Annotated in this window: 17 protein-coding genes; 6 read left to right on the top strand and 11 right to left on the bottom strand. The window is 62.5% G+C overall.

The features are described 5' to 3' along the window. Positions 1–152 precede the first annotated feature (152 nt). From V8Z65_RS00720 to V8Z65_RS00685, 8 genes are all read right to left on the bottom strand, one after another. Entirely contained in the window at positions 153–2,615 is a 2,463-nt protein-coding gene (locus V8Z65_RS00720) for an ATP-binding protein (RefSeq protein WP_338721883.1), read from the bottom strand. Between the two features lie 314 nt (positions 2,616–2,929). After that, positions 2,930–4,333, bottom strand: coding sequence for an adenosylhomocysteinase (gene ahcY, locus V8Z65_RS00715; protein WP_338721881.1), 1,404 nt, complete (start codon positions 4,331–4,333; stop codon positions 2,930–2,932). Between the two features lie 95 nt (positions 4,334–4,428). Further along, entirely contained in the window at positions 4,429–4,941 is a 513-nt protein-coding gene (locus V8Z65_RS00710; protein ID WP_338721880.1) for a DUF2937 family protein, read from the bottom strand. Positions 4,942–5,143: 202 nt separating this feature from the next. After that, the gene (locus V8Z65_RS00705; RefSeq protein WP_338721879.1) at positions 5,144–5,443 is read right to left on the bottom strand and encodes an HPr family phosphocarrier protein; all 300 of its coding nucleotides are present in this window, start codon (positions 5,441–5,443) and stop codon (positions 5,144–5,146) included. Between the two features lie 4 nt (positions 5,444–5,447). Then, positions 5,448–5,846: a PTS sugar transporter subunit IIA gene (locus V8Z65_RS00700; protein WP_338721878.1), complete on the bottom strand. Its 399-nt coding sequence runs from the start codon at positions 5,844–5,846 to the stop codon at positions 5,448–5,450. A gap of 142 nt (positions 5,847–5,988) precedes the next feature. Then, positions 5,989–6,456 carry an HPr kinase/phosphatase C-terminal domain-containing protein gene (locus tag V8Z65_RS00695; protein WP_338721877.1) on the bottom strand — a complete coding sequence of 156 codons (468 nt, stop codon included), beginning with the start codon at positions 6,454–6,456 and terminating at the stop codon, positions 5,989–5,991. Between the two features lie 10 nt (positions 6,457–6,466). Next, positions 6,467–8,257, bottom strand: a complete 1,791-nt coding sequence (locus V8Z65_RS00690) for a sensor histidine kinase (RefSeq protein ID WP_338721876.1) — start codon at positions 8,255–8,257, stop codon at positions 6,467–6,469. Positions 8,258–8,265: 8 nt separating this feature from the next. After that, positions 8,266–8,979, bottom strand: a complete 714-nt coding sequence (locus V8Z65_RS00685; protein WP_338721875.1) for a response regulator transcription factor — start codon at positions 8,977–8,979, stop codon at positions 8,266–8,268. Positions 8,980–9,343: 364 nt separating this feature from the next. Here V8Z65_RS00685 and pckA point away from each other — a divergent pair, with 364 nt between their 5' ends. Continuing rightward, complete coding sequence (gene pckA, locus V8Z65_RS00680; RefSeq protein ID WP_338721874.1) at positions 9,344–10,936, top strand: phosphoenolpyruvate carboxykinase (ATP); 1,593 nt, start codon at positions 9,344–9,346, stop codon at positions 10,934–10,936. A gap of 73 nt (positions 10,937–11,009) precedes the next feature. Here the strand turns inward: pckA and V8Z65_RS00675 are convergent, their stop codons facing one another. Continuing rightward, on the bottom strand, positions 11,010–11,900 hold the full coding sequence (locus tag V8Z65_RS00675) for a cell wall hydrolase (protein ID WP_338721873.1): 891 nt from the start codon (positions 11,898–11,900) through the stop codon (positions 11,010–11,012). A 302-nt stretch (positions 11,901–12,202) separates the two neighbouring features. Continuing rightward, positions 12,203–12,898, bottom strand: a complete 696-nt coding sequence (locus V8Z65_RS00670; protein WP_338721871.1) for an HAD family phosphatase — start codon at positions 12,896–12,898, stop codon at positions 12,203–12,205. 116 nt (positions 12,899–13,014) lie between these two features. Here V8Z65_RS00670 and V8Z65_RS00665 point away from each other — a divergent pair, with 116 nt between their 5' ends. Beyond that, positions 13,015–14,424 (top strand): YdiU family protein, encoded by a 1,410-nt coding sequence (locus V8Z65_RS00665; protein WP_338721870.1) that lies wholly within the window; start codon positions 13,015–13,017, stop codon positions 14,422–14,424. 18 nt (positions 14,425–14,442) lie between these two features. Then, a complete protein-coding gene (locus V8Z65_RS00660) occupies positions 14,443–14,997 on the top strand; it encodes a gamma carbonic anhydrase family protein (protein WP_338721869.1) in 555 nt (184 codons plus the stop codon). A 276-nt stretch (positions 14,998–15,273) separates the two neighbouring features. Here V8Z65_RS00660 and V8Z65_RS00655 read toward each other — a convergent pair whose 3' ends face one another. Continuing rightward, complete coding sequence (locus V8Z65_RS00655; protein ID WP_338721868.1) at positions 15,274–16,692, bottom strand: short-chain fatty acyl-CoA regulator family protein; 1,419 nt, start codon at positions 16,690–16,692, stop codon at positions 15,274–15,276. A gap of 119 nt (positions 16,693–16,811) precedes the next feature. On the opposite strand from V8Z65_RS00655, the gene V8Z65_RS00650 reads away from it, so the two are divergent. Genes V8Z65_RS00650 through prpB form a run of 3 tightly spaced genes read left to right on the top strand, consistent with a single transcriptional unit; the run spans position 16,812 to position 20,385 of the window. Next, the gene (locus tag V8Z65_RS00650; protein WP_338721867.1) at positions 16,812–18,311 is read left to right on the top strand and encodes an MmgE/PrpD family protein; all 1,500 of its coding nucleotides are present in this window, start codon (positions 16,812–16,814) and stop codon (positions 18,309–18,311) included. A gap of 11 nt (positions 18,312–18,322) precedes the next feature. Then, a complete protein-coding gene (gene prpC / locus V8Z65_RS00645) occupies positions 18,323–19,477 on the top strand; it encodes a 2-methylcitrate synthase (RefSeq protein WP_338721866.1) in 1,155 nt (384 codons plus the stop codon). 5 nt (positions 19,478–19,482) lie between these two features. Continuing rightward, positions 19,483–20,385 carry a methylisocitrate lyase gene (gene prpB, locus V8Z65_RS00640; protein ID WP_338721865.1) on the top strand — a complete coding sequence of 301 codons (903 nt, stop codon included), beginning with the start codon at positions 19,483–19,485 and terminating at the stop codon, positions 20,383–20,385. Positions 20,386–20,476: the final 91 nt, after the last annotated feature.

Below are 20,476 nucleotides of genomic sequence, written 5' to 3'. Positions count from 1 at the left end.
CTGCGCCTCCCTCCCCTCGAGGGGGAGGGACAGAGGGTGGGGCGGAGCAACGAGCGCGGCGCTCCGGGTTCACCCCACCCAGCTACGCTACGGCCAAATGGCCTAGCTGCGCTACCCTCCCCCTCAAGGGGAGGGAGGCAGAACACCGCGTTTTACTCCGCCACGCCGGCCATGGCGCTGTCGAGCGGCAGGTTGACGATGATGCGGCTGCCCTTGGGTTCGCGCCGTTCGGCCGAAATGGTGCCGCCATGCATATTGACGAAGGTGCGCACGATGGAAAGGCCCAGCCCCGCGCCGCGCTGGCGGCCACCGGCGGATGGGGTATCGAGCCGGGTCAGGATGGCCGATTTCATTTCGTCGGTGAGGCCGGGGCCCTCATCCTCGATCACAAAGAGCATGCGGTCGCCGCGATGGCTGGCAGAAAGGCGGATTTCGCCGCCCGGCGGGGAGAAGCGCGCCGCATTGGAGAGGAGATTATAGAGTACCTGCACAATGCGGGTGCCATCGGCCACAAAGAGGGGCAGGTCCGGCTCGATATCGACGACCAGATGCGGGGCTTGGGCCGAGACCTCGGGGAAGGTGGCGGTGATGCCGGCGCGGGCCTTATCGATGAGCGCGGTGACATCGAGCGGCTCGGGATTGAGCTCGGCAATGCCTGCGTCGACCGAGGCGAGATCGAGAATATTGTCGATGAGCACGCCCAGGGTCACCGAGGAGGCGCGGATATAATCGATATATTCACGCTGCCGCTCATTGAGGCTGCCGCTTTCCATGCCCGAGAGCAGATCGGCAAAGCCGATAATATTGGTCAGCGGCGAGCGCAGCTCATAGGAGACGTTTTCAACGAAAGCGTCCTTGAGGCGGTCGGCGGCGACCAGGGCGTCGTTGCGCTCCTTGAGCACCTTGGAGTAGCTCGCGCTTTCGGTGACATCGAGGAAGGTCATCATGGTCTGCCCGTCGGGCAGGCGGGTGATGGCATAGTCGATCAGCCGGTTGTCCGAGCGGGTGATGCGGCCATTGCGGTCGGTGCGGGTGGGATTGAGATCGATAATGGTGCGTTTAAGGTCGCGCCAGATGGTGGCCCCGTCTTCGGGGATGGCCCGGCCACTGGCCTCGGCCAATTGATCGATATGAGGATTATTGCCCAGCTCGTTCATGGGCAGTTTCCACAGCTTGGAAAGCTGCGGATTGGAGAGGGTCAGCCGCCCATTGGTGCCGAACACCGCCACGGCCTCATTAAGGGCCATGATGGTTTCGCGCAGCACATTGGTGAAGGCCTTATTGGTGCTTTCCAGCTCCAGCCGCTCGGTCAGGTCTTCAAAGACATAGATGACGCCGCCATTGGGGCCGGCGGGGGCGGAAATGACCTTGATGGTGCGCCCGTCGGGCAGGTGCCAGGGATCGGCCTCGAAGGGTTCCTGGCGGTTGTAGCTTTCCAGGTGCTTGGCGCGCCAAGTGTGATAGTCGACCTGGCTGGGCAGCATGCCCTCGGTCCTGAGCTTGTCGAGAATGGCGCGTTCATCCAGACCCAGGGTGAGGAATTTGGGATCGAGATTCCAGAGATTGGCATAGGCCGCGTTGAACTGGGTCAGTTCGCGCCTGGCATTGAAAATGGCGATGGGTGTGCCCAGGGCATCGATAATGCCGCCGATATGATTAAGGCCGAGATCGCCGGGCGGCAAGGACGGGACCAATGCAGCCTCAGGCCGGAGATAGCCGGCGCGGCCGCCGGGCACCGGGAAATCCACCAGTTCGAAGCGGCCCTGACCGCCGAAATCGAGCGCCCGTTGAACCGGCGCCGGATCGGCATGGCAGGCTTTGAGGTGCTGGGCCAATTGGCCGGCATCGAGCAGTTCGGCAGGGCTGGACTCGGTGCCAGCGCGGCCCAGGCTGGCCGCCAGGCTCATATAGGCGGGGTTGGCATAGACGAGGCGGTCAGCTTCGTCGCGCAAAAAGGCCGGCTTGGTCAGAAGCGCCAGAATGGCGCGGGCGCCCGCCTGATCGCTATCCGGCATTTTGGGGGGCTGGACGGCATTTTCGTCGGGCTGACTGAAGGCCGGTCTGAGGCGCAGCGCCACGGCGCCGCCCATGACCCAGCCATTGGCGCGCACCAGGCGGCCATCGAGCGTATCCAGGCTGGTGACGAAGGCATGGCCATGCAGGCGCAAATCCTCGACCAGGCTGGTCAGCCGATTGGTTTCGGCCGCGCCCAGCCAGGAATGGAAATTGAGCACGCTTTGCGGCTGCCGTCCCGGCGGCAGCACGGCGCCGGCCTGGCCCAGAATGCGCGGCGCCTCATGGCCCTGCCAGAGCACGGTCAATTCGCGGGTGCCGGCGATCAGATTTTCATATTCGTCGACCAGGGCGCGCAGATCGGCAATCTGCTCGGCGGCGCGGCGGCGGGCGGCGCGGCTATCGGTTAAAAGCGTGCGCACCAGCGCCATGGACAAAAGGGCGAAACCACCGGCACCAATGGCCACCGCAAAAGGAGCAATGCCGCCCAGATTTGCCGGAACAAAACCCTGTGCCAGAGCGGGGACAGCCGTGACCAGAGCGATGGGCGCGGCACAAAGACCCGCGAATCCCAATTGTTTCCGGAAACGATCCGGCGTCATACCTGCCCTCTTTCGCTTTGACTGCGATGCCAACCCGGCCGGACGGCCGGTACGCCTCAACTGAGATAGGCTGCCGACGCAGAACCAAAGCGGTTCCGGCTGCCCCCAAAAAACGGTTTGCGTGCCCCCGCAACCCGAATCACTCAGACCATAGCGGGCAGGCGAATCGTGCAAAAGAGTCTTGATGGCTGTGCGTTGCGGGCAAAGCGCAAGGAAAGGGCTTGACCCGTGAACGAAACAGAAACCTTTCGAAAAAGTAAAAGCCCGGGACAATGCCCGGGCTTTTTTGCCGGTTCAGAGAGCTCTGGAACGGCTCAATAGCGATATTCGCCCGACTTGAACGGACCTTGGACCGGCACGCCGATATAGTCGGCCTGTTTCTGGGTCAGCTTGGTCAGCTTGGCGCCCAGCTTGGCCAGGTGCAGTTCGGCGACCTTTTCGTCGAGATGCTTGGGCAGAACATGCACCTTCTTCTCGATGCTCTTGCCATTGGTCCACAGCTCGATCTGGGCCAGGGTCTGGTTGGAGAAGGACGCCGACATGACAAAGCTGGGGTGTCCCGTGGCATTGCCCAGATTGACCAGACGGCCCTCCGACAGGAGGATCAGGCGCTTGCCATTGGGCTGCTCGATCATATCGACCTGCGGCTTGACATTGGTCCACTTGAAATTCCTCAGGCCCAGAACGTCGATCTCATTGTCGAAATGGCCGATATTGCACACGATCGCCATGTCCTTGAGATTGCGCATGTCATCGACCATGAGCACATCACGATTGCCGGTGGCGGTGACCACGATGTCGGCGCGGTGGGCGGCCTCGGCGAGGGTGACGACCTCAAACCCTTCCATGGCGGCCTGCAGGGCGCAGATGGGGTCGACTTCGGTCACCAGCACGCGGGCGCCGGCGCCACGCAGGCTTTCGGCCGAACCCTTGCCCACATCGCCATAGCCACAGACGATGGCGACCTTGCCGGCCAGCATGACATCGGTGCCGCGGCGGATGGCGTCGACCAGCGATTCACGCGTGCCGTATTTATTGTCGAATTTGGACTTGGTGACCGAGTCATTGACGTTGATGGCGGGGAAAGGCAGCTCGCCCCTGGCGTGGAGCTGATAGAGCCGCATCACGCCCGTGGTGGTTTCTTCCGACACGCCCTGAATATTGGCGCGGATGGTCGAATAGAAATTGGGGTGGGTGGCGAGGCGCTTCTTGATGGTGGCAAAGAAGATTTCTTCTTCCTCATTGCCTGGCTTGTCGAGAATGGAGGGATCGCTCTCGGCCTTGGCGCCGGTCAGCACCAGCATGGTGGCGTCGCCGCCATCGTCAAGAATGAGATTGGGCGTGCCGCCATCGCCCCATTCCATCATGCGGTCGGTGAAGGCCCAGTATTCTTCCAGCGTTTCGCCCTTATGGGCAAAGACCGGGATGCCGGCGGCGGCAATGGCCGCAGCGGCATGGTCCTGGGTCGAAAAGATATTGCACGACACCCAGCGCACATCGGCGCCCAGCGCCACCAGCGTTTCGATGAGCACAGCGGTCTGGATGGTCATATGCAGCGAGCCGGCAATGCGCGCGCCCTTCAAGGGCTGGGCGGCGGCATATTCCTCGCGAATGGCCATCAGGCCCGGCATTTCGATTTCGGCGATGCTGATTTCCTTGCGGCCGTAATCGGCCAGGGAAATGTCTTTGACCGCGTAGTCGGTCGGGCTCTTGGTCATGGGATAGCTCCGCGCAAAGGGATTTCGTTGCCCTTCCTATACGGGAGCGGGTGTTACCGATCAATGACGGATATAAAGATTTGTTTATATCCCAGTCACCGCGTGACCCTGATCCGCCCCCTGCCGCGCCGGAAGGGCATGGCGGCAAAGCGGACAAGACCGGAGAGGGCCAGGTAACCTAGGATGAACCCGGTCCCGGCATAGAGAATGCCTTCCATGGTGACCGGGACAGCCGGCTGGTAGTTTTCGAGCGTGCGGCGGCCGATATCGGTGTCGAGATAGGCGGGCAGGGATTGCAGGCGCTCGACCGGCCCGGCGCCCTCGATCTCGGCCAGAGTTGAGGAAAGCATATCGTAGCGCTGGAACGTCGCCGACATGGACGTGCCGCGCCCAGCGAGAAAATCGTCATTGGAGGCATTGTAGCGCTCGAGCGCCGTTGCTCGGTCCAGCCCGCCCTCGGCTGCGGCCCGGTCGAATTCCTCGGTGATGACACGCAACTCGTCGACGGCCCCACCCAGGCGCTGGGTATATTGCTGGGCATATTCGGGGAATTGGCTGAGCGTGGTGGCAAGTGCCAGGCCGCCAATGCCGGCTATGAAGCGTCTCATGCGTCTCCGCCCTGAAATCGTCCGTGATGAAAACGGACAGGTGACAGCAAAAGCTCCAAGTTCAGTTCACCGCCCGGTATTATTCCCCATCGCCTCCCTCCCCCTTGTGGGGAGTGATCGAGGGTGGGGGTGGGTAACAGGCGCGGCAACAGAAATCCGCAAGGTAAGGGCCCAGAGGAACCCGCTGGCGGAAATGGTGGTCCTAAGCCCCGATCCCGTCCACGTCCTCATCGAACCCGTTATTGACCAGTTCGACAATGGCTTCGAGCGCTTCGCGGGCCTGTTTGCCGGAGGCCTGGACCAGAATGGTCGAGCCAGGTCCGGCGCCCAGCATCATCAGCCCCATGATGGAATTGCCTGCCACCGAGGTGCCGTCCTTGACCACGGCGATATTGGCGTCGAAACACTCGGCCGTGCGCACAAAGCGCGCCGAGGCGCGGGCGTGCAGGCCCTTGGTGTTCACAATGGTCAATTGCTGGGCGACGGCCCGGTCGGCATCCATCAGATCAGCTACCCAGGATGGAATTGGCGACAGTAATATATTTCTTGCCCGCTTCCTGCGCCATGGCCACCGCTTCTTCCATGGTCATTTCGCCGCGAATGCGCCCGAGCTTGACCAGCATGGGCAGGTTAACCCCGGCGATCACTTCCACCTTGCGGTTCTGCATGACGGAAATAGCCAGGTTAGAGGGCGTGCCACCGAACATGTCGGTGAGAATGATGACGCCATCGCCGCTATCGGCGCGATCGAGCGCGGCCAGAATATCGTCCCGTCGGCTCTCGGCATTGTCTTCGGGGCCAATGGCGATGGTTTCCACATGTTCCTGCGGTCCGACCACATGCTCCATCGCCAGCTTGAACTCATCGGCCAGCGCGCCGTGGGTCACCAGAACCAATCCTATCATGCACTTTCCCCAAACGGCTGCCGCAGCCGAAAAAGCCGGTCGCGACAGCTCTTGAGCCCCCCATTTGCCGGGGTGCCTGGTGCCACCCCGCAAACGGCGCACAGTCTTGTCCCCAACGGATATGGTTGCAAGGGATAATTTGTCACGTCGGACTGTGTTGAACAGCTTGCGCAACCGCTTCGACCACCAGGAGGGTCTGGTGGCCCAGGCCGATCAGCCCGGCCTGCGGCACGGGCGCGCGGGGCAGGGTGTGGCCGAGCAATTCGGTCTGGAGGTCTTCCTCCTCCACCATGCGGGTCATTTCCGGCACCAGGTCGATCACCAGATGCAATTGCGCCCGGTCGCGATGGGGCCGGGTGACAATGCCGCGGCCGCGCAATTCGATCAGCCCGGCCAGTTGCGGGGGCGCCAGCATGACCAGCCCATTGCCCTCCTGAGCAATATCGACCCTGTCGTCGGCGACCAGGAAGGCAGCCTGCCCGCGCCCCTCCCAGCGATCGAGCAGCGCCAGGGACAACACCGATTTGCCGGCGCCCGAGGGCCCCCGCAGCAATATCCCCACATCCCCCAGAACGAGACCCGTTCCATGCATATTGTTTGGCTTGTTCATGCCGCAAAGTCTATTTGCGGGCCCGTGGCAGCACAATTGTAAAAATGGCGCCGGAGCGGTCGATGCGGTTCTGGGCGCGGATCCGGCCCTTATGGGCATCCACGATCTGCTTGGAGATCGAGAGACCCAAGCCCGAATGATTGCCGAAGCTCTCGGCCTCGGGGCGATCGGTATAGAAGCGCTGGAAGATGCGGCCGGCATCGCCGGTAATGCCCGGCCCCTCATCGGTCACGGTCACGGTGATCGCCTCGCCCTCGGTCGAGACGGCCACGGTGACCTTGCCACCGGGCGGGGAGAAGGACACCGCATTGTCGATCAGATTGGCAAAGACCTGAGCCAGCCGGCTCTCATGGCCATTGACCATGGTGGAACCGCGGCCCACGCGCTTGCCCATAACCACCTCGACATCGCGACCGGCCGCCACATCGGTCTGGATGGCAACCATGGCCTCGGCCAGTTTTTCGATATCGACGCGATCGGCACTTTCGCGGGCCAGTTCGGCGTCGAGCCGGCTGGCGCTGGAAATATCGGTGATCAGCCGGTCGAGGCGTTTGACGTCATGCTGGATGATATTGGTCAGGCGCTCGCGATCCTCTGCCTTCTTGGCCAGAGGCAGGGTCTCCACTGCCGAGCGCAGGGAGGTCAGCGGGTTCTTGAGTTCATGGGCCACATCGGCGGCGAAACGCTCGATGGCCTCGATGCGATTATAGAGCGCGTCGGTCATGCGCCGCAGGGCCCCGGACAGATGGCCGATTTCGTCGGGGCGGTCGCTGAGGTCGGGAATTTCAGCGCGAGCATTGCCGGCGGTCTGAACCCGCTCGGCGGCGGCGGAGAGCCGGCGCATCGGGCCGGCAATGGTTCCGGCCAGGAGCAGGGAGAGCACGATCTGCACGCCTGCTGCAATGCCGGCAATGCGCAGGATGCTCCAGCGCTCCTGGGCCACGACCGAATCGATGTCGCCCGGTTCGGTGGAGAGCAGGATGGCCCCGACAATGGCGCGCAGGCGCTGCACCGGCACGGCCACCGAAACGACGAGCTGGTTCTGGGCATCGACGCGCACGAAATCGGCCGGGGCACCGGCGAGGGCCGATGCCACTTCGGGATAGCGGATGCCTTCGTCGGCCTCATATTCCTGATAGGTGGGATAATTGCCGCCCGGGGCCCATGAAATCAGCGCGTTCCACCAATCCATCAGGAAGAAACTGCCCGATTTGGACGTATCGATGGCCTGCCGCAGGACCTCGCCGCGCGCATAGATGTTTTCGCTGTCCAGGATCAAGAGACCCTGCCCGTCATAGATGCGGGCCCGGGTGCGGGTGGGGGTGATGAGATTGCGCAGCAAAGGGGCGACGCGCTCGGGATTGATGGGAAATTCCAGGGTAGGATCGTAATAGGAAAAGGGCGAGAACGACCCACTCTGGGCGCCAAGCAGCCGGTCGGGATCGACCGAGATGATGTCGCTATCCACCGTTGCCGAGGCAGCAATGGCGGCCGAGATGATTTCGCCCTGCACGCGCAGCGATTGCACGCGCGCATCGATCAGGCCGTCGCGCCATTGGTTGAGATAGAGAATGCCGACCACCAGAACCAGCAGACCGGCCATGTTGAGCACGACGATGCGGCGGGTGAGGCTCGAAAAGATGGTGAAATCGAGAAAGCGCCTCAAGCCTTCGAAAAGCTTGAGCACCGGCATCAGGAGCAGACGCCATCCCCGGCGGCCGGAACGCTCGGCGTTCTCGTCCGAAGCGGAGCCCCGATGGCGCCCCGTTTCAGTTGCATGCGGATCGTCGAGCGTGGCCACGTGGGTCCTTATTGCTCCTTGAAGCGATAACCGACACCGTAGAGCGTTTCGATCATTTCGAAGTCGTCGTCGGTCGCCTTGAACTTCTTGCGCAACCGCTTGATGTGGCTATCGATGGTGCGATCATCGACATAGACCTGATCGTCATAGGCCGCATCCATCAGGGCATTGCGCGACTTGACCACGCCGGGCCGCAGCGCCAAGGCCTGCAGGATCAGGAATTCGGTGACGGTCAGGGTCACGCGCTGGCCTTTCCAGGTGCAGGTGTGGCGTTCCTCGTCCATGACCAGGGCGCCGCGCTCGATCAGCGCCTTGCCCGGCGTCGGTTCGGCCGAGCCACCGGTGGCCGCCGCATCGCGCGGAGCGGAGCGGCGCAGGATGGCCTTGACGCGTTCGACCAGCAGGCGCTGGCTGAAGGGCTTGGTGATGAAATCGTCGGCGCCCATTTTGAGGCCGAACAATTCATCGATTTCCTCGTCCTTGGAGGTGAGGAAGATGACCGGCACATCGGATTTCTGCCTGAGCCGCCGCAGCAATTCCATGCCGTCCATGCGCGGCATCTTGATGTCGAGAATGGCCAGATCCGGCTTGTCGGTCGTCAGCCCCTCGAGCCCCGAGGCGCCGTCGGTATAGGTGGCGACCGAATAGCCTTCCGCTTCCAGGGTCAGGGAAACGGAGGTGAGGATATTGCGGTCATCGTCCACCAGGGCGATCTTTGGCATTGGCTGCCTTTCTTCTCATGACGCTAGAGGGTCGCCTGCACATGAAGCAGGGTACCGCTCTGGCTGTGTTACGGTCGCATCGGCCGTTGCGGAATACCGTTTCCTTGTTTGTGCACGATGCTCCAGCTCAATTCCTGACGCAAGTTGCTAGCCATTGCGCCGCTCGAGCGACTTTGCAGGCGACAATTACGTATTAAATAAGGCGCGCACCTGCTTTGTGCCAGTCTTGCGCATGTCTTTCCCGGCCATCCGACTTCCGTCGTACGACCGATTTCGGGATGGCTGGCCTTATCATGGCGGCTCTATTTTGCTCTCCAGAACGCCCACCGGACGGGTTGGGCGGTCGCGTGGAGAGTTTAAAAACATGCCCGGCTTCGATCACACCCAGCTCCGCACCAGCATTGCGGAAAAGGCCGCATCGCTGAACGAGAACGCCATAGCGCCCGCACTGGTTGCCGCGGCCATCGGCCAGGGCGGCGCCCGGCTGACGGCCGACGGTGCGCTGGTGGTGGAAACGGGGGCCTTTACCGGCCGTTCTCCCAAGGACAAGTTCATCGTTCGGGACAGCCTGACGGAAAGCCGCGTGTGGTGGGACAATTCGGGCGCCATGAACCCGGACAAATTCGCCGTGCTGCTCGAGGACGTCACCGCGCATCTGGCCGGACAGTCGCTTTTCCGTCAGGACCTGCTGGCCGGGGCCGATCCGGCGCATCAATATGAGGTCACGGTGCTGACCCCCAGCGCCTGGCATGCCCTGTTCATCCGCAATCTGCTGATCCGCCGGGGCGAGGATATTGCGCAATCGCCCAGTGCCACGCCGGTGACCATTGTGCACGCGCCCCTGTTCCAGGCCGATCCGGCCCGGCACGGCTGCCGCACCGACACGGTTATCGCCCTGGATATGACGCGCAATATCGTGATCATTGCCGGCACGCGCTATGCGGGCGAAATCAAGAAAAGCGTGTTCTCGCTGTTCAATTTCCACGCCCCCGACCAAGGCGTCCTGCCCATGCATTGCTCGGCCAATCTGGGGCCTGAGGGCGAGGCCGCCTTGTTTTTCGGGCTTTCGGGCACCGGCAAGACCACGCTCTCCAACGATCCCAATCGCCCGCTGATCGGGGACGATGAGCATGGCTGGAGCGATAATGGCGTCTTCAATCTCGAAGGCGGATGCTATGCCAAGACGGTCAATCTCTCGCAAAAGGCGGAACCGGAAATCTTTGCGGCAACGCGCCGCTTCGGCACCGTGCTGGAAAATGTGGTGCTGGATGCGGCCAATGTGCCGGTCTTTACCGATGTCTCGCTGACTGAGAATACCCGCGCGGCCTATCCCATCGACGTCCTGCCCTCGATTGCCAGGGGCAGTGTCGGCGGCACGCCCAAGACCGTGGTATTCCTGACTGCCGATGCCTTCGGTGTCCTGCCGCCATTGGCGCGGCTGTCGCCGGACCAGGCCGTCTACCACTTCCTTTCGGGCTATACGGCCAAAGTGGCTGGCACCGAGCGCGGTGTTACCGAGCCGCAGGCAACTTTTTCGGCCTGTTTCGGTGCCCCCTTCATGCCGCTGCACCCCACTGTCTACGGTCAGATGTTGGCCGAGCGGCTGCATAAGAGCGGCGCCCAGGCCTGGTTGCTCAATACCGGCTGGATTGGCGGCGCCTATGGGGTGGGCAAGCGCATCGATATCGCCTCGACCCGGCAGCTTCTCACTGCTGCGCTTAACGGTGAGTTGGACAATACCGAAATGCGCTTTGACCCGCTGTTCGGTTTTGAGGTGCCCGTCAGTGTACCGGGCGTCGAGGATCGCCTGCTCGACCCGCGCCAATGCTGGGCCGATGGCGATGCCTATGACGCGCAGGCCGCCAAACTGGTTGCCCTGTTCCGGAAGAACTTTGAAAAATTTGGCCCCGAAGCCAATGCCGATGCCGGCCCAAGGCTGCAGATGGCGGCGGAATAGCCGTTCCGCCAGGCACGCAAACAACAAGGGCGCCAATGGCGCCCTTTTTCATGACCATCAATCTGGCGTCTCATCAGGGGGCGTAGAAAATGTGGCTATCTACGGCCGCCACGCGGCTGAAGGTATTGGCCCAGGAGGGATGCACGGCGGTGGTGTGATAATAAAGCGCGGAGTCCGGCAGGATGCCGATTTCATCGCCCAGCGCATATTCGGCATAGACCTTTTTGGCCAGGTCCTGCGAACGGGCCCAGGCGCGACGTTCGCCCGGCGTATCGTCGCGGCCGTCGCAGGCAAAGGTGAACTGGCAGCGATAGCGGCCCTTTTCGGCATTCTGATAGATAACGCCGCAGAGCGAGCCGGGGAATTTGGCAGACCGGGCGCGGTTGACGATGATATTGGCCACCGCCAATTGCCCCGTCGCGGTTTCGCCGCGCGCTTCGTGATAGATTGCCTGGGCCAGGCATTCGCGCTCGCTATTGGCCGCTTCGACCCGCTTGGCGGTCGGCTGATAGCCATTCTGGATATAGCTGGCGAGCAGATCGGACGACACCGAGGGGACCGGGCGCGGCGGCGTGGGCTCGGTGAAGCTGGCGATAGCCGAGAGGGCAGTGTTGCCGCCGGCCAGCGAGCCGCGGCTGATATAGCCCATCAAGAGATCGCTGGTCAGTTCGGGTTGCGGACCGGCAAGCGTGACGTCGACGGCGCGCAGGGCCTGCTGGCGCTTGACGTAATTGGCGAGCAGGGCCGGCGTCAGGGGTTGCTGCCCCGGGGCCAGCGGCAGGGCCGTGGCGCCCAGCGCGGGCTGCTGGCGAATGGCGCTGATCTCGTCGGGCATGGCCTGGGGGAAATCGAGCGTCTGGGCATGGGCAGGCGAGAGGGTGACGAACAGAACCAGGGCGGCAGCGCCAAGCGCCAATGCAGGCGAAAGGGCACGCACAAATTTCTGCTGCCAGCCAGGTTGCATGCCCCGTCCTTACCCCTGAGCCCGTCCAGTCCTTCCGGCGGGCCTTCTCGATTGGAACCCACGACTGGGTTCCTGCACTTCCCGGCCGGCACACTAGACAAGGCGGCGGCGGGAGGGAAGTCGAAATTTACGAGCGGTTAACCATAAATCTTAGCGACTTAAGGCAGAGTTAACGGCCATGAAAGCCAAGGGAAAGCCCTGATTTTGATGAGTTTTCGGCGTGCTGAACGTGGCCTTACCCGCTTGGATAAAGCTTTATCGATTTACGACAATGGTTAATTTTCGTTCAGACCTGTTGCGGCTCAGTCGCGGTCGAAGGCGGCCATATGCACATGAACCAGGCTTTCCATGATGGAAATGCCCAGGGCGTGGATGGCGTCATTGGGGCCGACAAGGTCGGGCACCATGACAGTCTGCATGCCTGCGGCATGGGCTGCGCGGACGCCGGAATGGCTGTCTTCGAGCGCCAGGCATCGGGTCGGATCGACGCCCAACCGGCCGGCGGCGGTCAGATAGGGCTCCGGGTGCGGCTTGGGATTGACCACATCGTCCCGCGTCACCACGGTTTCGAACAGATCCAGCAGCCCGGCAGCACGCAGATGGTGCTCGGCATGGGGGTTGCGCGAGGAAGTGGCAACCGCCGTCGGGATACCGCGGACCCGCAATTCGGTGATGAATTCGCGCGCGCCTTGCTTCACCGGTACGCCGGCATGGCTGCGCTCGCGCATGGTGACGCGGCATTTCTCGTCGAACATGGCATAGGGAAAGGCCACGCCATAGGCTTCGATGAGCAGTCGATTGGTGGTTTCGTGGCTTGAGCCCACCATGGAGCGGTGCACATCGTCGGTCATTTCGAAGCCGAGCTCGGTGCAGACATCGAAGACAATGTCGCGGAACACCGCCTCAGTATCGAGCAGGGTGCCATCCATGTCGAAAATGGCGGCTTCGAAAGGCGCCAGGCGGATGACGGCGGGGGCGGCGAGTGGGGCAGAGGTCATTTTTCCCTCTATAGGCCGATTTGACGACAATCGCCAGACAGCCATTTGCAGATCGGGCTTGCAGCGATCACGCGGCGGGGGACGAACGAAACGGGCTCTGATAGCGTTGGGCCGATATGACCCGATTTGCCCCATCCAAAGCCCATGCAGAGCTTGGCGACGCCTTTTTCGATGCCGTTGCGCCGGCCGATTTCCCGCAAACGATCCTGCGCCATCGCGACCAGCGTTGGGCAAAGCGGGTCGGGCTGGATGATTTAAGCGACGCCCAGTGGCTCAAGCATTTTGGCCGTTTCGCGCCCCTGCCCGGTTCCTTGGAAACCCCACTGGCGCTGCGCTATCACGGCCATCAATTCCGCTCCTATAATCCCGAACTGGGTGACGGGCGCGGGTTCTTGTTCGCGCAATGCGTGGACCCGGCTGATGGGCGGCTGCTCGACTTTGGCACCAAGGGCTCGGGCAAGACGCCCTGGTCGCGGGGCGGAGACGGGCGGCTGACGCTTAAGGGCGGGGTGCGCGAAGTGCTGGCCACCGAAATGCTCGAGGCGCTGGGCGTTTACACCTCCAAGAGCTTTTCACTGGTCGAAACCGGCGAGCAGCTTTATCGCGGCGATGAGCCCTCCCCGACCCGCTCATCGGTGCTGACCCGGCTCAGCCACAGCCATATCCGCATCGGCACCTTCCAGCGGCTGGCCTATCTCGAGGACAATGCCAATCTCGGGCGCCTCGTCGATCATTGTGTCGCGCATTATTATCCGGCGCTGTCCGGGGCCGAGGACAAGGCCGTGGCCCTGCTTGAAGCGGTGGTGGCAAAGGTCGCCCGGCTGGGTGCGCAATGGATTGCCGCCGGGTTTGTGCATGGGGTGCTCAATACCGACAATATCAATATAACCGGCGAGAGCTTCGACTATGGGCCCTGGCGCTTCCTGCCCGCCTATGATCCTGCCTTTACCGCCGCCTATTTCGACGAGACCGGGCTTTATGCCTTTGGCCGCCAGCCCGATACGCTGGCCTGGAACCTGACCCGGCTGGCCGAATGCCTGGTGCCTTTGTCGTCTATCGAAAAGCTCGAACCGGCGCTCAACACGGTCTGGCCGGTGTTTCGCGAGGAACTGCCCCGTCAGATCCTGCACCGACTGGGCCTTCAACCGCGCGACGTGGAGCAGGACGGCGCCTTCGTTACCGCCCTTTTCGGCTTTCTCGCCGAGAGCAAGGCGCCTTACGATCAGTTCTTTTTCGACTGGCGCGGCGGCGTGCTGAGCGCGGCGCGGGCGGCGAAAGGCCCCTCCGCCGATCACTATGCCAGCAGGGCCTTCCGGCCTGTGGCCGATCTCATGGAAGCCTATGGGCCGAAGGGTGATGTCAGTCTCGACCATGCCTATTTCGCGCGCGAGAAGCCACGCACCATGCTGATCGACGAGGTCGAGGCCATCTGGGCCCCGATTGCCGAGGCGGACGACTGGAGCCTGTTCGAAAATGCGCTTTCGGAAATTGCCCAGATGCGCGATGCATACGGCATAAAGCCATAGGGATCAGGAGGAGACGGCATGCCCCTTTACGCGCTCGACGGCGTTGCGCCGAAGATTGACGAGACTGTCGGCTGGATCGCACCGACCGCCGTCCTGGTGGGGGATGTTCATGTCGGTCCGGAGGCCGGCATCTGGTTTGGCGTGGTGGCGCGGGGCGATATCGAGCCCATCAGGATCGGTGCCCGCTCCAATGTGCAGGAAAACTGCGTGCTGCATACCGATAGCGGCTTTCCGCTGACCATCGGGGCCAATGTCACCATTGGCCATGGAGCGATCGTGCATGGCTGCACCATTGGCGACAATTCGCTGATCGGCATGGGCGCCACCGTGCTCAACGGCGCCGTCATCGGGGAAAACTGCCTGATCGGCGCCAATGCGCTGGTGACCGAGGGCAAGGTGATCCCCGACAATTCGCTGGTCATGGGTGCCCCGGCCAAGGTGGTGCGGGAAATCGATGCGGCGGGCGTTGCAGCGCTGACCGCCTCGGCGGACCGCTATGTGAAGAACGCCAAGCGCTTTGCCAATGGGATGAAACCGGTGTCGGGGCATGGCCCGGATTTCGAACCGGCATAAAGACGTCCAACGCCGCTCAGGCCTTGGCGCCTCGGCCCTCACCGGGGTGGGTGGATGAACACCGGCATATCGCCCTGCGCCTCCCTCCCCTTGATGGGGAGGGAATGAGGGCGGGGTGACTCTGGCAAACTCAGATCCATGCTTTCTTCTGCACAGACGCGGGCCATCACCCCACCCTAGCTGCGCCAGGACGCTGCGCGTCAGGCTGCGCTACCCTCCCCATCAAGGGGAGGGAGGCGATGAACAATGATTTCGTAGTTGTCACCCCTCCGCAGATCACCCGATCTCATAAGGCACCACGCTTCTCCTATCAGCCGGCACGGAGATCGCCGCGGCCATGGGTGGCACCGAGCGCTGCGGACAGTTGCGGCGTTCGCAGATGCGGCAGGAAATGCCGATGGGGTCGAACGGGGCTTTGGTGAGGTCGAGATCGTCTGCATAGACCAGCCGCCCGGCATGGGTGATTTCGCAGCCCAAGGCATAGGCATAGCGCCGGGTGACCCCGCGATAACCGCCAAGGCGCTTTTCGTGGCTCCAGGCGAGACACAGATATTGCTTGCCGTCCGGGGTTTCGGCCAATTGCCGGATGATCTGGCCATGCGCTTCAAAGGCGCGGTGCACATTCCACAAAGGACAGGCGCCACCGAAACGGGCAAATTGCAGGGCCGTCGCCGAATGACGCTTGGTGATAGTGCCCGCAGCATCCACACGAGCGAAGAAAAAGGGGACGCCTCTTTCGCGCGGCCTTTGCATGGTCGAGAGGCGATGGGCCACCTGTTCGAGACTGGCGCCGAATATTCGCGCCAATTCCTCAATGTCAAAACGATAGTCGGCCGCTGCTTCAAGGAAGGCCCCATAAGGCATATGCAGGGCGCCGGCGAAGTAATTGCTGAGGCCCATGCGGGCGATCGACTTAGCCTCTGGTGCCTGGAAATTGGCCACGTCCAGCAGGCTCTCCAGCAGATCCGCCTGTTCGAGCCCACACAGCATTGTGGCGATCTGGAAGAACTGGCTCGAGGGTTCGAGATGGGCATTGACCCAGAGCGCGCGGCCCTGACGGTCGAATTCAATCATGCGGTCGCCGCTTGGCGGAGCGGCCAGATGCACCGCGATCCCATGCCGCTCGGCGCAATAGGCCATCAATCGCCGAAGCCGGTCCGGCCCGATCTCGCCCAGTTCGCCCGCCAATTGCTCGGCAGCCCGATCGAGCGGGTCGATATAATTGTCGGCATAGTGGAAGAAGTCGCGCACTTCCTCATAGGCGGTCTGCACAGTGGATTGCGGGTCGCGGGCCAGGGCCGCGTCCATGCCGGCAAGAGTTTCATTGGTCTTGCGATAGGCGCCGTAAAGCGCCAGGACGGCGCGGGCCATGTCCGGCGCGCTGGTGGCGACGGTTTTGAGTTCCTGCAGGTTCGGCACCGCCTCGCCAAAGACCGGGTCGGCCAGGGCCTCGCGCAGATCGACCACCAAGCGATCCGAAGCGTCCGAGGTGAGGCTCGAAAGGTCGAGATTGAAGCTTTCGGCCAATGCCACCATGACCGAGGCGGTCAATGGCCGCTGATTGGCTTCGAGCTGATTGACATAGGAGGCGGAGATGTCGAGCCGGGTGGCCAGCTCGGCCTGGGTCAGGCGATGTTGTGCCCTCAGGGCCCGCAAACGCGCACCGGCAAAGACCTTTTTGGGCGCCAAATCCACAACTCCACAAAATTACAAAGGTGAACCTGTGTGATTGTAGCAGGCTTGCCTTTTCCTGTCTTGGGCCTGACCCATTCTGCCTATATGGTCCGGCCCAAATTTCCGAATGGAGAGCAGAGATGAAAATCCACGACGTACGCACCTATAAATCGGCCGAACATTTGCCGCGCGAGGACCAGCTTGCCTGGAAGCTCGCCGCCGTGGCGACCGACCCGGTGCCGGTCGAGGATGATGTCATCGAGATGATCGGCAATCGCATTATCGACAATGCCGCCGTTGCCGCTGCCTCGATTGCCCGCGGCCCAATCCGCTCGGCCCGTGCCCAGGCGCTGGGGCACAAATCCGAAAAGGGCGCGCCGGTTTTCGGCCTTGCCAATGATACGCTGGTTTCGCCTGAATGGGCCGCCTGGGCCAATGGCGTGGCCGTGCGCGAGCTCGATTTCCACGACACGTTCCTGGCTGCCGATTACAGCCATCCGGGCGACAATATCCCGCCAATTCTGGCCGTGGCACAGGCCAAGGGGCTCGATGGTGCAGCCTTGGTGCGCGGTCTTGCTGCCGGCTATGAAATCCAGGTCGATCTGGTCAAAGGCATTTGCCTTCATGAACACAAGATCGACCATATCGCCCATCTCGGCCCCTCGGCGGCCGGTGGCATTGGCGCCCTGCTCGGTCTTTCCACCGAAGTGACCTATCAGGCCATTCAGCAGGCGCTGCATACCACCACCACCACGCGCCAGTCGCGCAAGGGCGAAATCTCGACCTGGAAGGCCTATGCCCCGGCCTTTGCCGGCAAGATGGCCATCGAGGCGGTCGACCGCGCCATGCGCGGGGAAGGCGCGCCCTCCCCGGCCTATGAAGGGGAAGACGGGTTCATCGCCTATCTCCTGTCCGGCCCCACAGCACTCTACCATGTGCCGCTGCCGGAAAAGGGCGAGCCCAAGCGCGCCATTCTCGATACCTATACCAAGGAATATTCGGCCGAGTATCAGAGCCAGGCGCTGATCGATCTGGCCCGCCGCATGGGACCCAAGATCGGCGATCTCACCAAGGTCAAATCGATCCTGATCAAGACCAGCCATCACACCCATTACGTGATCGGCACCGGCGCCAATGATCCGCAGAAGATGGACCCCAAGGCCAGCCGCGAAACGCTCGATCACTCGATCATGTATATCTTCGCCGTGGCGCTCGAAGATGGCGGCTGGCACCATGTGAAGAGCTATGCCCCCGAGCGCGCCCAGCGGCCCGAAACCGTGGCGCTCTGGCACAAGATCACCACCGAAGAAGACCCGATCTGGACCCAGCGCTATCACGCCAAGGGCGAGGACATGGCCTATGGCGGCCAGGTGATCGTCACCATGGAAGACGGCACCGTCATCACCGATGAACTGGGCGTTGCCGACGCGCACCCCAATGGCGCCCGCCCCTTCAAGCGCGCCAACTATATCGAAAAATTCCGTACCCTGGCCGAAGGCATTGTCTCGCGCGAGGAGCAGGACCGCTTCCTGGCTCTGGTCGAACGCCTGCCGACGCTGACCGCTGCCGAGGTCAAGGCGCTCAATTTCGTGGTTTCGCCGGACCAGCTTGGTCCCGAGGCTCCCGCGGGGATTTTCTAAAGGAGGCGCAGATGACCGAAGTACCAGGCTTCAAGCCCAAGAAATCGGTTGCCCTGTCGGGCGTCACCGCCGGCAATACCGCGCTTTGCACCGTCGGCCGCACCGGCAATGACCTGCATTATCGCGGCTATGACATTCTCGACCTGGCCGAAACCAGTGAGTTCGAGGAGGTGGCGCACCTGCTCGTCCACGGCACCCTGCCCACGCGGGCGCAGCTGACCGCCTATAAGGCGCGGCTGAAATCCATGCGTGGCCTGCCTTTGGCGGTGCGGGCGGCGCTCGAAGCCCTGCCTGCGGCGGCGCACCCGATGGATGTGATGCGCACCGGTGTCTCGGTGCTCGGCTGCACCCTGCCCGAGAGCCATGATCACAATGCGCCTGACGCCCGGGCCATTGCCGACAGGCTGATGGCGTCGCTGGGGTCCATGCTGCTCTATTGGTACCATTTCGCCCATAATGGCCGCCGCGTCGAGGTCGAAACCGACGATGACAGCATTGGCGGGCATTTCCTGACCCTGCTTCATGGCAAGCGCCCGGATGAGGATTGGGTGCGGGCCATGCACACTTCACTCATCCTTTATGCCGAGCACGAATTCAACGCCTCGACCTTTGCCGCCCGCGTCATCGCGGGCACCGGGTCGGACATGTATTCGTCCATTGCCGGGGCCATTGGCGCGCTGCGCGGCCCCAAGCATGGCGGCGCCAATGAAGTCGCCTTCCAGATCCAGGAGCGCTACGCCTCGCCCGATGAGGCGGAGGCCGATATCCGCGAACGCGTGGCCAATAAGGAAGTCATCATCGGCTTCGGTCACCCGGTTTATACGGTGTCGGACCCGCGCAATGTCGTCATCAAGCGCGTCGCCAAAAGCCTTGCCGACAAGGCAGGGGCCGGCCGCCAATATGCAATTGCCGAGCGCATCGAGAGCGTCATGATGAACGCCAAGAAGATGTTTCCGAACCTGGATTGGTTCAGCGCCGTCTCCTACAATCTGATGGGCGTTCCCACCGCCATGTTCACGCCGCTCTTCGTCATTGCCCGCACATCGGGCTGGTCGGCGCATGTGATCGAGCAGCGGCAGGACGGCAAAATCATCCGCCCATCGGCCAATTATACCGGGCCCGAAGACCTGTCATTCGTGCCGCTCAAGGATCGCAAGGAGGCCTAAGGCCCATGCCCTATCTCGTTTCCGCCGACCTGCCCCGCGAAACTGCCGGCAGCCGATTTCGCGCCCTGCTTGACCGCAAGCAGATCCTGCAGCTTCCCGGCGCCCATAATGGCCATGCCGCCATTCAGGCGAAAAATGCCGGTTTTGAGGGGCTCTATCTTTCGGGCGCGGCCATGACCGCCTCGATGGGATTGCCGGATCTCGGCGTCATTACCGTGGACGAGGTGGCCTTTTTCATCCGCCAGATTGCCCGCGCTTCAGGCCTGCCGCTGCTGGTCGATGGCGATACTGGCTATGGCGAGGCGCTCAATGTGATGCATATGGTGCGCACCTTCGAGGAAGCGGGCGCCGGTGCAGTGCATCTCGAAGACCAGTTGCTGCCCAAGAAATGCGGGCATCTCAATGACAAGAAACTGGCCGACGCCCATGACATGGCCGCCAAGGTGGCCGCGGCCGCCAGGGCGCGCCGGGACATGGTGATTATCGCCCGCACCGATGCGGCGGCCAGCGAGGGGCTGGATGGTGCCGTGGCCCGCGCCAAGCTCTATATCGAGGCCGGGGCCGATGCGATTTTCCCTGAAGCCTTGACCAGCGTGGACATGTTCCGTGACTTCGCCAAGGCCATGCCGGGGGTCAAGCTTCTGGCCAACATGACCGAATTCGGCCGCACGCCCTATCAGACCGCAAGCGAATTCGAGGCCCTGGGCTATTCCATGGTCATCTGGCCGGTCTCCTCGCTGCGCGTGGCTAACAAGGCGCAGGAAAAGCTCTACGCCACCATCAAGCGCGATGGCGGCACCAAGGCGATGCTGGACGAGATGCAGACCCGCCAGGAGCTCTATGACGTGATCGGCCTGCATGACTATGAGGCGCTCGACGCCTCGATCATCAAGACCGTGGTGCCCTAAGGCCTTGGCCGTTTCGTTGAAACGCTGAAAACCGTCGCCACTTTTGCTGGAAGTGCTCTAATGCCGAGGTGTTTACGCATCCTTTACCAAG

This window comes from Devosia sp. XK-2 (assembly GCF_037113415.1).
Classification (GTDB): domain Bacteria; phylum Pseudomonadota; class Alphaproteobacteria; order Rhizobiales; family Devosiaceae; genus Devosia.
This window is presented reverse-complemented; position numbering and strand designations above follow the sequence as displayed.

What these genes read in the sequence shown, in the direction of transcription:
- V8Z65_RS00720 (WP_338721883.1), bottom strand. Translation starts at nt 2,615, where the DNA reads ATGACGCCGGATCGTTTCCGGAAACAATTGGGATTCGCGGGTCTTTGT.
- ahcY (WP_338721881.1), bottom strand. Translation starts at nt 4,333, where the DNA reads ATGACCAAGAGCCCGACCGACTACGCGGTCAAAGACATTTCCCTGGCC.
- V8Z65_RS00710 (WP_338721880.1), bottom strand. Translation starts at nt 4,941, where the DNA reads ATGAGACGCTTCATAGCCGGCATTGGCGGCCTGGCACTTGCCACCACG.
- V8Z65_RS00705 (WP_338721879.1), bottom strand. Translation starts at nt 5,443, where the DNA reads ATGGATGCCGACCGGGCCGTCGCCCAGCAATTGACCATTGTGAACACC.
- V8Z65_RS00700 (WP_338721878.1), bottom strand. Translation starts at nt 5,846, where the DNA reads ATGATAGGATTGGTTCTGGTGACCCACGGCGCGCTGGCCGATGAGTTC.
- V8Z65_RS00695 (WP_338721877.1), bottom strand. Translation starts at nt 6,456, where the DNA reads ATGAACAAGCCAAACAATATGCATGGAACGGGTCTCGTTCTGGGGGAT.
- V8Z65_RS00685 (WP_338721875.1), bottom strand. Translation starts at nt 8,979, where the DNA reads ATGCCAAAGATCGCCCTGGTGGACGATGACCGCAATATCCTCACCTCC.
- pckA (WP_338721874.1), top strand. Translation starts at nt 9,344, where the DNA reads ATGCCCGGCTTCGATCACACCCAGCTCCGCACCAGCATTGCGGAAAAG.
- V8Z65_RS00675 (WP_338721873.1), bottom strand. Translation starts at nt 11,900, where the DNA reads ATGCAACCTGGCTGGCAGCAGAAATTTGTGCGTGCCCTTTCGCCTGCA.
- V8Z65_RS00670 (WP_338721871.1), bottom strand. Translation starts at nt 12,898, where the DNA reads ATGACCTCTGCCCCACTCGCCGCCCCCGCCGTCATCCGCCTGGCGCCT.
- V8Z65_RS00665 (WP_338721870.1), top strand. Translation starts at nt 13,015, where the DNA reads ATGACCCGATTTGCCCCATCCAAAGCCCATGCAGAGCTTGGCGACGCC.
- V8Z65_RS00660 (WP_338721869.1), top strand. Translation starts at nt 14,443, where the DNA reads ATGCCCCTTTACGCGCTCGACGGCGTTGCGCCGAAGATTGACGAGACT.
- V8Z65_RS00650 (WP_338721867.1), top strand. Translation starts at nt 16,812, where the DNA reads ATGAAAATCCACGACGTACGCACCTATAAATCGGCCGAACATTTGCCG.
- prpC (WP_338721866.1), top strand. Translation starts at nt 18,323, where the DNA reads ATGACCGAAGTACCAGGCTTCAAGCCCAAGAAATCGGTTGCCCTGTCG.
- prpB (WP_338721865.1), top strand. Translation starts at nt 19,483, where the DNA reads ATGCCCTATCTCGTTTCCGCCGACCTGCCCCGCGAAACTGCCGGCAGC.